Origin of the sequence: Ralstonia psammae, assembly GCF_958405935.1 — a bacterium.
Lineage (GTDB): Bacteria > Pseudomonadota > Gammaproteobacteria > Burkholderiales > Burkholderiaceae > Ralstonia > Ralstonia psammae.
Map to the genome: position 1 here is coordinate 1 of NZ_CATZBU010000016.1, position 12,221 is coordinate 12,221.

The following is a 12,221-nucleotide window of genomic DNA, read 5'->3' on the forward strand; positions in this document are numbered from 1 at the left end:
GCTGCAACACCGTACCGTCTGGACCTACTCCGAAGCCGGGCTCATTCGCCGACGCACCGATGCCGCCAACGGCGTCATCGAATACCAGTGGGACAAGCGCGGCCGCCTCACGGGCCTCGCCAACGAGAATGCCCGTCAGATCCAATTTCAATACGACCCCGTCGGCAGGCTGCTCAAGCAAACCGGCTTCGACGGCAAGGCAACCCAATACCAATACGACGATGCCAGTGGCGTCCTCGTCAGCACCGTGGAGGCTGACACCCTCGTCACTGCATACGCGTTCGACGCACTGGGCAAACTCACCATGCGCCGCGCCGGCCTGCGCGACAAGGATGGCGTGGCCAAGGAGGCTGGCAAAGAAACCTTCGCCTACGACGGCAATGGAAACGTGGCCCTGGCCGAGAACGCGCACAGCCGATTGCAGTGGTTCTACGACACCGCAGGCAACGTCACACGCGAGCATCAGCACTACAAGACGGACAGCAAGGTCGCCGTCTGGCGCCACGAATACGATGCGCTGAACCAGCGCATCGCGACCATTCGCCCCGACGGGCACCGCATTGACCTGCTGACCTACGGCAGCGGCCATGTGCACGGCATCCAGCTCGACGGCCACGAGCTTGTCGGCTTCGAGCGCGACAACCTGCACCGCGAAACCACTCGGACCCAGGGCAATCGCCTCCAACAGACTCAAGCCTACGACCCCGCAGGCCGGCTTCTGGAGCAAACACTCTCGCACCTGGACCGGGCCACTGCCTATGTGAACCGCCGCCGGTACCGCTACAACGTCGCAGGACAGCTCACCAGCATCAAAGACGCCCGGCGCGGGGACCTCAACTACCGCTACGACCCGGTCGGCAAACTACTCGAAGCCAACAGCGCCTTAGGGCAAGAAACCTTCGACTTCGACCCCGCCGGCAACCTGCTCGAAGACCCGACACTGCGTACCTTTGCGGCCGACCCCACGACTGGAAGACCCAAGTTCAGCAGCCGCCTGCAAGGCAAAAGCGCCCTGGTCGACAACCTGATCAGGGAGTACGCCGGCACCCACTACCAATGGGACGCACGCGGCAACCTCATCCGGCGCACCGTCAACGGCAAGACCGAAGACTTGACCTGGGATGTGTTCAACCGGCTGCAGTCCTATACCAATGCCCGCATCAACGTTCACTACCAGTACGACGCCCTGGGCCGGCGGACCGTCAAGCGCTCGCAGGCGCACTACATGCGCCGTGAACTGCGGGCCAATGGCTATGACGCCATGCACCAGGCCCGGCGCAACCGCGAAGAAGTCTGCAGCACCACCCGCTATGGCTGGGATGGCGACACCCTGGCGTGGGAGTGCAGGGAGGAGGCGGAGGTTGAAGGCCCGGGTTCGTCCTGGTGGCCCGTTCCGGGCGCCAGCCGGACCACACATTACCTGTACGAGCCTAATAGCTTCGTGCCGCTGGCGCAGGCCGTGCATCACGGTGCGATGCAGCTACATCAGCAGCCGGATTACGCCCTGGCTGAATACGACCTCGACGACGACCCGTTGTGGACGACCGGGCTGCAACCGCAGCCATTCGATGCCATTGCTTGGTACCAGTGTGACCACCTCGGCACGCCGCAGGAGCTGACTGACGAGCACGGCGAAATTGTCTGGAGTGCGCACTACAAGGCGTGGGGACAGGCCAAAGAGGTCATCAGCGATGCGGCCAGGAAGGCTGGTATCCAGAACCCGCTTCGGTTCCAGGGGCAGTACTTCGACCATGAGACGGGGCTGCATTACAACCGGCATCGCTACTATGATCCGAGCAGTGGACGGTTTATATCGAAGGACCCGATTGGGTTGCAGGGTGGGCTGAACGTCCATCAGTACGCGCCTAATCCGGTGAGATGGGTCGATCCGCTCGGGCTTGCTGGCTACAACGTATCGGCCAATACGGCGGGGCCGGATACGTTGGCGAGGGGAGCGCACGTTAATGTAAGCGGCCCTGGACTGCCTCCGAGTGGCGGACATATAACGTTGGCGCCCAATGCTGAAGGAACACATGCCGAGCTAAAACCCGCGGATAAGGGCACACGAGATATGTCTGATTCTCAGTGGAGAAAGGCATGCAAATGTGTTGAAAAATATCTCGACAATCCGCGCAACGTTGACCGTCTTGCTAAAGCTGCTCAGGCTGGAGCAGATGCGTACCCGAATTCCTCGCGCGCGGCAGAACTTGAAAAAATTGGGAGTATCCTGCGCGAGCACAGTACGGCCGGCAAAAATCCTATCTATCAATGAATATAAATATGGACATATCAACGATATCGCTCATTGAGCTATTTGACTTATTCGTGAGCAGAGGCGTGATAGAGAAGCCAAACCTATTCGGACTAATCGATTTTAGTCCGACCAGCATGAAGGCAGCAGGTTACGAACTGGTCGGAGATCCATCAGATTTTCATTTCTACGAGAAATCACACGCCACAAACTATCGAGGTCGCGCCGTTGATATTATTTTCAAGAGCTATTTTCTGTCTAAATTCGAGGTTGGAAATGGGATTAGGATAGGACCTGGCGTTCGCCTTATATCTTTTTTAAGACACTATAAGCAATTGAAGAAACTGACTCACATTTCGAATGGGAACATTAAATTCTATTTTTCAGATAACAGGATGGATGGAGCTGCAATTTTTGACGAATCGATAGTTGTTAGGTTTTCAAAAAAAACACGGCATGGCAGTTACTTGATTCAAACGCTCGAAAGTGACTTTGATAAAACGGGAAACATAAAGAATATCGCAACCGGTCAGGTTAAATTCTCTATGACTTATTGCGACATGCTCGCAGTGAGAGATAGGCATTGGGAACGAGGGAAGTGCACAGCATTTGATCGCTTGACAAAATTCTATTTAACGTAAGGACTCTGGCAGTGGGTAGCATCCCGCCGCTGGCGCAGGCCCTGCATCACGATGCGATGCAGCTACACCAGCAGCCGGATTACGCCCTGGCTGAATACGACCTCGACGACGACCCGTTGTGGACGACCGGGCTGCAACCGCAGCCATTCGATGCCATTGCTTGGTACCAGTGTGACCACCTCGGCACGCCGCAGGAGCTGACTGACGAGCACGGCGAAATTGTCTGGAGTGCGCACTACAAGGCGTGGGGACAGGCCAAAGAGGTCATCAGCGATGCGGCCAGGAAGGCTGGTATCCAGAACCCGCTTCGGTTCCAGGGGCAGTACTTCGACCATGAGACGGGGCTGCATTACAACCGGCATCGCTACTATGATCCGAGCAGTGGACGGTTTATATCGAAGGACCCGATTGGGCTGGCGGGGGGACTGAACGTCTATCAATACGCACCAAATACGGTGCAATGGATTGACCCACTCGGCCTGGCACGCACATCAAGTGACGGAGCCCGCCGCTACCTGTTCTCCCTCAAGCACCGTCCCATCCGCCTCAACCGCAAGACCCGCCGCATCTACGCCATGCGCACCAAAGACCGCGATGGCCTCTGGGAAGTCCGCTGGAGTAACGACGAGTTCTTCTGCATCGGCAAGCGCAGGGTAGGCGGCCTGTCCACCAGCTATTCCATGTACGACATCCGCCACTACACGCTGGATGCCGATGGCAACGTCGTGCGAGGGTTCGTACTGGGTCGTCTGATGTTTTCGCTGGAGCAAGCCCAACAACAATGGGAGTACTACCGTCGCTACATGCAAGACGGCCCCGCCGACTTGCCCGAGCCGCACCGCTTCTGGAACCCCCGCGAATCGTTCTGGGAAGGCTTCAAGATTTGTCGCGAAGACAAGCTCTCCAGCCTGTTCAGTTCGCTCTTCGACTACGTCTTCTTCCCGTTCATGCTGCTGGATGCGACCGTACGCTGGCTCGTGCTTGCCACCTGTAGCGCTCCCGTCTGGCCCGCCGAGATTGAGGCAGCCTGCAAGCCCGAGCCCAACGACCCGTACGCCCGCCCCTACGCCGACGACTATATCGGCTTCGCCAGCGGGCTGGGCGGCAAGCCGTCGCGGGCAGACCTGGAACGCGCGTGGGCACTGGAACCCCAGCGTAGACGAGAGGGCGCGCTGACCCGATCCGAGGCAGAAGCCATTCTCAAGCAGCAGAAATCACAGGCGGTGGTGTAACGCGACGATCGCGCGCCAACACTCGATTCACCTGTCAAGAATTCAACATGAATCACAAACAAACGATAACCACCTCTTCCGCAACAACCAGTACGGGCCCGTTGGTTTGGCGAGCAATCGAGATTGACCAGCACACGGACGAATGGAAGCTCAGAGTGCTGCTGGTTGACGGTTTCATCACCGATGCCGTCCACAATCGAGCAATCCAATTGCTTCAGGATGCGAAGGCCGCCAGCACGAACCGCATTCTCCTTGACGCCCCGCTGTTTGCTGGCCCTGGTGGTGCCATGCATTGGTTGGTCAAGCATGGTCTCGTGCCAAGTGAGATGTTGGATGAAGTTGCTTCAAAGGTCTTGGAGGCGTCCGAAAGCGACGAAGACCTTGTCGCCGAGACCAGGTTGATTTCCTATTGCGAGTTGGATCCAGATCGTTTTGTGAAAAAAATTAAACCGATTTCGATCCGAATGAATCGGCGTAGAAAGCTGTGGCGCTCTGGCGGGTGGGCGGCAGGGCTTGGCGTTGTGGCGGCAGCAGTGGCCTTCTATCTCGCCCCTCCCACCACGCCAGCCTGTAAATCGAAGGGCGCATCCGCGTCCTTATTCAATATATCGATGAGTTCATATTTGTCGTCCATCGACGCAATACAGGCAGGGTCCCCTGATTTGTCTAACATTCGGGAGATCGGATACGAAAAAACTTCCCGTTCCCGTGGATGTACGGTTGATGTCAAGGTCGGTAATTTGAAGACGACCGTAGGTTTTGTCATTCGCCCAGCAGCCGAGGGGGGCTCTGGTTTTGAGGTCGCCATGGTGCCCGCGAAGTTTGTTCAGACCCAATACGGTGGCGAACGAAATAGCGAATCGCTGGGGGCGCCGATCGGAAGCGAGAGGCTCCGCAAGGCATTCATGAACGGCCTGGAAGTGCTGCAAAAGAAAGACGTTTCAGCCTCACCCACAAATAATCGGAAGGACTGGTTCGGCGTCAGCCATTCAAAAACATTGCGCCAGCGAGTGATGTCTGTGAGCCCCACGGCAGATTGCACCGAGAAATCGCCCTCTCAACAGTTATGCCCGTTGCGCATCGCATACGAGGATCCGCTGCTTGCAAAACTCTCTGAAAATGGCGTGCTTGAAATCGATGGAGAATTTACCTTTGAAAAGAAGGGACAACTTGATCGATGGCATGTGTCGGAGCAATTTGAGACCGAGTTTCTGACTGCGTTGAGCGAAGCATTGGCAGCCGCTCCTAAGAGCCTATTCCCTGAAAGTACCAGCGAAGGGAAAATCAAAGACAAAAAGTAGGGACTGCGCAAACATGGACGCAAGCATGATCACAGTCGGTTGCCGCCACTCCCATGGCGGCCATGTCACAACGGGCTCGCCAGACAGCCTGCTCGATGGCAAACCCATCGCGCGGCGCACAGACTGGGTGGACTGCCCGATTCACGGGCCTAACAGGATCATTAAGGTGCGCTGCGATATGGAGGTGGATGGCGAACATGTTGCCACGCACGGGGACGAGACCGCGTGTGGCGCGGTGCTCATCGGGGACGGCAGCGCCATTGTGGATTGACACCACTGCGCCACGGGTTCGCATTACCACCATCATTCACTCGTGCGTGCCCCACTCCCAGATTGGCGTGAAACGCCCGCAGCAGTACTGAGCCAGACCAATGGACAATTTATTGGCAAGCTCCGACCGGTCTGGAGACTGGATTGAACGTCTACCGGGACGCACGCAATCCGACGCTATGGATCGACCCGCTGGGTACACTACACATGATCACCGTGCACCCAACAACCGACACTCCGCCGACAACGCCAACAAATTCGGATCGCGCTCCCGATTGCGCTGCATCACCAGCACAATGTGCTGACTGATCGCATAGCGCGCCGCCAGCGGAATCAGTTGCACCTTGGGGCTGAAATCCGCAACGCGGCGCGGCAGCAGCGCATATCCGATCCCGCCGCTCACCAGGTTCATGAGCGAGAAGATGTCGCCCACGCGCAGCGTGATCTGCGGCGCAAAGCCGGCCTTGTCAAAGGCAGCCATGAAGTCGTGGTACGTCGCAAAATCGTCGCCGAGCGCAACGAACTTCTCGCCGCGTACAGCTTGCAAGTCGATCTCCGCTGACGCCGTATATGGCGAGCCGAGCGGCGCGGCAAACAGAATCTCATCGTCGAACATCGGCACGGTCAGCAGGTCTGGATTGCGCAGCGGCTCGCCCAGCGCGATGACGATGGCGTCGAGCTGGCCGTCTTCCAGCTTGGCCAGCAGGCTGCGATTCGAGCCCAGCGTGAGTTCGATGTCGAGTGCGGAGCGGCGCGTTTTCAGGCCCGCAAAGATGCGCGGCAACGTGCCGACCGTCATCGAATAGAGCCCACCGATCTTCAACGTGGTTGACGAGAACCCCGCAGCTTCGCGCGTACGGCGCACGCCGGCTTCGCACTCGGCCAGGATGCGTTCCACGTGTTCGGCAAACACGTAGGCGGTCGAGAGCGGAATCAGCTTGCGGCCGTCGCGCTTGAACAGCGGACAGCGCAAGCCTTCTTCCAACGAATGCAGCGCGCGATGCACGCTCACCGTGCTTTGCCCGAGCGCTTCCGACACGCGCGCCATGTTGCCCAGCGTCATGAACGACTGGAACACCTCGAGCTTCTTGAGGGTGATGTCTTCGTCGATTGCCATGGCAGGGTCTCCTCCGGGCGCGTTCTGTCGGCGCGCTGCTATCAGAACTGGCCATTGTTTCATTAATCTCAAGTTAATGAAACCGCGCTTAGGTTGATTGAAGTGCGCCTTTTTACAGCCTACGGTACAGGGCATCAAATCAATCCAGGCTGGAGACGCCACCCAATGCAACCGATGCCCACCCAATCGGCACACGGGGTCAACGCACCCATCCCGCCCCAGTGGCGCCGGCGACGCGATGAAAAGGAACGCCGCCTGAGCGCAGCCCGCCGCATCGCCAACGGCAAGGTCATTCCCACCACCGATATCGTCGCCGCGCTCGAAGCGCTGCTCGCCCCGGGCGACCGCGTCGTGCTGGAGGGCAACAACCAGAAGCAGGCCGACTTCCTCTCGCGCTCGCTCGCCAAGGTCAACCCGGAGCGCCTGCACGATCTGCACATGATCATGCCGAGTGTGAGCCGCGCCGAGCACCTCGACATTTTCGAAGCCGGCATCGCGCACAAGCTGGATTTCTCGTTTGCGGGGCCGCAAAGCCTGCGCATCAGCCAGTTGCTGGCCGACGGGCTGCTCGAAGTCGGTGCCATCCACACCTACATCGAGCTGTATGCGCGGCTGGTGGTGGACCTGATTCCCAATGTGTCGCTGGTGGCTGGTTTCAAGGCCGACCGCGACGGCAACATCTACACCGGCCCGAGCACTGAAGACACGCCCGCGCTGGTGGAGCCCGCTGCGTTTTCCGATGGCATCGTCATCGTGCAGGTGAACGAGATCGTCGATGATCCGGCCGACCTGCCGCGCGTCGACATCCCCGGCTCGTGGGTCGACTTCATCGTGCAGGCCGACAAGCCGTTCTACATCGAACCGCTGTTCACGCGCGACCCGCGCCTCGTCAAACCCGTGCATGTGCTGATGGCGATGATGGCCATTCGCGGCATCTACCAGCGGCACAACGTGCAGTCGCTCAACCACGGCATCGGCTTCAACACCGCCGCCATCGAGCTGATCCTGCCGACGTACGGCGAACGCCTGGGTCTCAAGGGCAAGATCTGCCGCAACTGGACGCTGAACCCGCACCCCACGCTCATTCCCGCCATTGAATCGGGCTGGGTGGAAAGCGTGCATTGCTTCGGCACTGAACTGGGCATGGAACGCTATGTAGCCGCGCGCCCAGACGTGTTCTTTACCGGTCGGGACGGTTCCCTGCGCTCGAACCGCATGCTGTGCCAGTTGGCGGGCCAGTATGCGGTAGACCTCTTCATCGGCGCGACGCTGCAGGTGGATGGCGACGGGCATTCGTCCACCGTCACGCGCGGGCGCCTGGCCGGCTTTGGCGGCGCCCCCAACATGGGCCACGACCCACGCGGACGGCGCCACGCCACGCCTGCGTGGCTCGACATGACCGAGCCCGTGACGATGCTCGAACGCGGCAAGAAGCTCGTCGTGCAGATGGTGGAAACCTTCCAGGAAGGCGGCAAGCCAACCTTCGTCGATACCCTGGATGCGGTGGCCGTCGCCAAGCAAAGCGGCATGCCGCTGGCGCCCATCATGATCTACGGCGACGACGTCACCCACCTGCTGACCGAAGACGGCATCGCTTATCTGTACAAGGCACGTTCGCTGGAAGAGCGGCGCGCGATGATTGCGGCAGTGGCGGGCGTCACGTCGATTGGCCTGCGCCACGATCCATCCAAGACCGAGCAGATGCGCCGCGACGGCCTGATCGCTTTGCCCGAAGACCTCGACGTGCGCCGCAGCGACGCCAGCCGCGAGCTGCTCGCCGCCAAGAGCATTGCCGATCTGGTCGAATGGTCTGGTGGCCTGTACGAACCGCCTGCACGCTTCCGGAGCTGGTAATGGAGAAGACATTGCAACGGCCCTTGCCGGCCGGCTCGAAAGCGCGCGCGAAGCGATTGGCCGCGCTGGTCGAATCCGCCCTCATCGACGAGGTGACGCTGTCGCCCAAACCCGGTCTGGTGGATGTGCGCGGCAACGGCGCGCATCACGACCTCGACTGGACGCTGATGGTGCATTCCGCCCAAACCCTGCGCCCCGCGTTTGAAGCCATGGCATTGGCCGGCGCGCAGATCGAAACGCAGGCCGGCGCGCAACTCGCGCTGCGCGAGCGCATCGGCCGCCTGGGCCGCGAAGGCGAAGCGGCCATGCTCGATGCCACCGGCGGCATCAACACGCACCGGGGCGCCATCTGGGCGCTCGGGCTGCTGGTGACGGCTGCCGCGCAAGCGCCACACGCATTGGGCGCCACCGCTGTTGCCAGCCGCGCGGCGCGCCTGGCCAATATTCCCGACCGCTTTGCGCCGGTCTCCACGGGCCACAAGGGCGAGCGCGCCTGCAACGACTACGGCGTCGGCGGTGCGAAGGGCCAAGCCTGTGCCGGCTTCCCGCACGTGATCAAGGTGGCGCTGCCGGCGTTGCGCCAAGCGCGCGCAGCGGGCATCCGCGAAGACCACGCACGCGTGGATGCATTGCTTGCCGTCATGGCCGCACTCGACGACACCTGCGTGCTCGCGCGCGGCGGTGCAGACGCACTGCGCGTCGTGCAAACCGGCGCCGCCTCCGTGCGCGCAGAAGGCGGCCTGGCAACGGCGCAAGGGCGCCGCGCCTTCCGCACACTTGAACAAGCCATGCTGGCACTGCACGTGTCACCCGGCGGTGCCGCCGACCTGTTGGCCGCCGCACTGTTCCTCGACCGCCTGCCCACCAGCGCGCACGCAGTGTCCGACACCGAATCCGCTCATCAGGAAACCGAACATGGAGCATCTTGATTTTCAGTTCACCGGCGGCGCACCCGCTGCACGCCGTGCGTATGCCGGCGTGGTCGGCTCGGGCGACCTCGAAGTGCTGCTGACGCCCGGCAGCGCCGGCCAGATCGACGTGGCCATCACCACGTCCGTCAATGGCATGAGCGCGACGTGGCAGGCACAGCTTGCGCGTGTGTTCGGCTCGCACACGTGGCCGGCGGCCAAGATCACCATCAACGACTTCGGCGCGACGCCGGCCGTGGTGCGGTTGCGGCTTGAGCAGGCGCTTGAATCGCTTCAGGCAATCGGGTCATAAGGAGAAGCCATGTCACGCAACCCGATTGAACGCGACAGCTTTATCGAACGCGATGCGCGTCGTCGCGCGATTGCCCTGCTCGACCCCGGGACCTTCCGCGAGTTGCTGGATCCGTTCGAGCAATTGACCTCGCCGTGGCTACCACGTCAGGGCATCGTCACGCAGGCCGATGACGGCGTCGTGGTGGCACGCGGCATGCTGGGCGGGCAGCCCGCGGTGGTGCTCGCCATTGAAGGCGCCTTCCAGGGCGGCAGCATGGGCGAGGTGTCCGGCGCCAAGATCGCAGGCGCGCTGGAGCTGGCGGCGGAAGACAACCGCAACGGCATTCCCACACGCGCCGTGATCGTCTTCGAGACCGGCGGCGTGCGGCTGCAGGAAGCCAACCTGGGCCTCGCCGCCATTGCCGAGGTCCACGCGGGCATCCGTGCACTGCGCGAGTACGGGCCGGTGATTGGCATCACGGTGGGCGTCGTCGGCTGCTTTGGCGGCATGAGCATCGCCGCGGGCCTGTGCAGCTACCTGCTGATGACGCGCGAAGCGCGCCTCGGCCTCAACGGCCCGCAAGTGATCGAACAGGAAGCCGGCATCGAAGAGTATGACTCGCGCGACCGCCCGTTCATCTGGAGCCTGACCGGCGGCGAACAGCGCAACGCCACCGGCCTGGCCGATGTCTGCATCGAAGACGACTCCGTCACGATCCGCGCGCAGGTCATCGATTGGCTGCGCGCTGGCGCACCCAAGCACCAGCGCAGCGAGCAGATCGACCACTACCTCGCACAACTCGCCGCCGTCGACACATCGCGCCAAGCGACAGCAGAAGATGTGCGCACGCACTATGCAAAGGATCACGCATGAGCCAGAACGAACTTTCCACGCGCGGCGCGACCTGGATGCGCGCGCTTGCCGGCGGCACGCCGGTGGCGGGCTACGGCAGCACGCTGCAAGTCGTCGATGCCGCGCTGGCGGATCAGCCCGCGCGCTACATCGCCGTCGTGCCCGATGCCGAGAACCGCTTCCCCCGCGCACGCAACGGTGAAGTCGGCCTCATCGAAGGCTGGCAGCTTGCGCGTGCCGTGCGCGATGCCATGACTGCAGATGCAGGGCAAGAGAAGAAGCGCGCCATCGTCGCCGTCATTGATGTGGCAAGCCAAGCCTACGGGCGCCGGGAGGAGGCCTACGGCATCCACCTCGCACTGGCAGCAGCGGCGGATGCCTACGCTGCCGCCCGATTGGCCGGCCACCCTGTCATCGGCCTGATCGTCGGTCGTGCCATGTCGGGCGCATTGCTCGCGCACGGCTACCAGGCCAACCGCCTGCTCGCCCTCGACGATGCCGAGGTGATGGTGCACGCGATGGGCAAGGCCGCCGCCGCGCGCGTAACGCTGCGCTCCGTCGCCGACCTGGAACGCCTCGCGCAGGAGATTCCGCCCATGGCGTACGACATCGCCAGCTTCGCATCGCTCGGGTTGCTGTGGAAACTGCTGAAGGTCAAATCCGCCGATGCACCCGATGCAGGCGACGTCGACACCGTGCAGACCGCACTCGCCGCAGCACTGGCCGACATCGCAGCCGACCCATCGCGCGGCCTGGAAAGCCGCCTAGGCGCACCGCTGCGCAACGCGTCCTCGGAGGTACGCAAACGCCTGCGCGAGCAATGGAACACGCAGCCAGAAAACGCCTAACGAATAGGAGACACATCGCGGCGTGAACACATGCGCCCCGACGGTTTGGCCGTACCTGCCCTAGATGGCGCCTTTCTTTGCTGACTTTCTTTGGCAAGACAAGAAAGTAAGTCAGCCCCGGCAGGGGATGAAACAAAGGATGCACCACCAGCAAATAAACCAGTCTTCAACCCTCGATCACCAAAACACCACATAACAGGCGACCCATCGCCGTTCCTTCAGGAGACAAAGACGTGATCATCTACGGTACAACCCTGCTGGCGCTCTGTCATATCGCCGGCCTCTTCCTGGGCGACTTGCTCGGCCAGGCCATCGGCGTGAAGGCCAATGTGGGCGGCGTGGGCATCGCCATGCTGCTGCTGATCTTCGCGCGGCTCTACCTGCACAAGCGCGGGCTCATGCCCGCCGCCACCGAGGCGGGCGTCTCGTTCTGGGGCGCCATGTACATCCCGGTGGTGGTGGCCATGGCGGCCACGCAGAACGTGGTCACGGCACTGCGCGGCGGCCCCGTTGCACTGCTCGGCGCCATCGGTGCGGTGGTGGTGTGCGGTGTCTGCATCGCGCTCATCAACCGCACGGGCAACGCGGAAGACCGGCGCCCGCTGCCCCCGCTGCCTGAATCCGAACAAGCCCGCGCTTAAGGAGCCTCACC

At 61.6% G+C, this 12,221-nt stretch carries 11 protein-coding genes; 10 read left to right on the forward strand and 1 reads right to left on the reverse strand.

Annotated elements, in window-relative coordinates:
- The 4 genes from R2N16_RS22510 to R2N16_RS22530 form a co-directional block, all read left to right on the forward strand.
- Positions 1–2,272: RHS repeat-associated core domain-containing protein (locus R2N16_RS22510; RefSeq protein WP_316668764.1), on the forward strand; the 2,272-nt coding region annotated here is incomplete at its 5' end.
- Between the two features lie 631 nt (positions 2,273–2,903).
- Positions 2,904–4,124, forward strand: coding sequence for an RHS repeat-associated core domain-containing protein (locus tag R2N16_RS25555; RefSeq protein ID WP_428984153.1), 1,221 nt, complete (start codon positions 2,904–2,906; stop codon positions 4,122–4,124).
- Between the two features lie 47 nt (positions 4,125–4,171).
- Complete coding sequence (locus R2N16_RS22525; RefSeq protein WP_316668766.1) at positions 4,172–5,425, forward strand: hypothetical protein; 1,254 nt, start codon at positions 4,172–4,174, stop codon at positions 5,423–5,425.
- A gap of 25 nt (positions 5,426–5,450) precedes the next feature.
- A complete protein-coding gene (locus tag R2N16_RS22530) occupies positions 5,451–5,696 on the forward strand; it encodes a PAAR domain-containing protein (RefSeq protein ID WP_316668768.1) in 246 nt (81 codons plus the stop codon).
- A 210-nt stretch (positions 5,697–5,906) separates the two neighbouring features.
- On the opposite strand, the gene R2N16_RS22535 is transcribed toward R2N16_RS22530, so the two are convergent.
- Positions 5,907–6,812, reverse strand: coding sequence for a LysR substrate-binding domain-containing protein (locus R2N16_RS22535; protein WP_316668770.1), 906 nt, complete (start codon positions 6,810–6,812; stop codon positions 5,907–5,909).
- A gap of 165 nt (positions 6,813–6,977) precedes the next feature.
- Here R2N16_RS22535 and mdcA point away from each other — a divergent pair, with 165 nt between their 5' ends.
- The 6 genes from mdcA to madL all read left to right on the forward strand — a co-directional run bounded on the left by mdcA (position 6,978) and on the right by madL (position 12,210).
- The gene (gene mdcA / locus R2N16_RS22540) at positions 6,978–8,666 is read left to right on the forward strand and encodes a malonate decarboxylase subunit alpha (protein WP_316668772.1); all 1,689 of its coding nucleotides are present in this window, start codon (positions 6,978–6,980) and stop codon (positions 8,664–8,666) included.
- Complete coding sequence (locus tag R2N16_RS22545) at positions 8,666–9,595, forward strand: triphosphoribosyl-dephospho-CoA synthase (RefSeq protein ID WP_316668774.1); 930 nt, start codon at positions 8,666–8,668, stop codon at positions 9,593–9,595. The genes mdcA and R2N16_RS22545 overlap by 1 nt, the downstream gene beginning before the upstream one ends.
- Positions 9,582–9,887: a malonate decarboxylase subunit delta gene (locus R2N16_RS22550; protein ID WP_316668776.1), complete on the forward strand. Its 306-nt coding sequence runs from the start codon at positions 9,582–9,584 to the stop codon at positions 9,885–9,887. The genes R2N16_RS22545 and R2N16_RS22550 overlap by 14 nt, the downstream gene beginning before the upstream one ends.
- A gap of 9 nt (positions 9,888–9,896) precedes the next feature.
- Positions 9,897–10,742 (forward strand): biotin-independent malonate decarboxylase subunit beta, encoded by an 846-nt coding sequence (locus R2N16_RS22555; protein ID WP_316668778.1) that lies wholly within the window; start codon positions 9,897–9,899, stop codon positions 10,740–10,742.
- Positions 10,739–11,569: a biotin-independent malonate decarboxylase subunit gamma gene (gene mdcE, locus R2N16_RS22560; protein ID WP_316668780.1), complete on the forward strand. Its 831-nt coding sequence runs from the start codon at positions 10,739–10,741 to the stop codon at positions 11,567–11,569. Before R2N16_RS22555 ends, mdcE begins: the two co-directional genes overlap by 4 nt.
- A 233-nt stretch (positions 11,570–11,802) precedes the next feature.
- Positions 11,803–12,210: a malonate transporter subunit MadL gene (gene madL, locus R2N16_RS22565; protein ID WP_316668782.1), complete on the forward strand. Its 408-nt coding sequence runs from the start codon at positions 11,803–11,805 to the stop codon at positions 12,208–12,210.
- Positions 12,211–12,221: the final 11 nt, after the last annotated feature.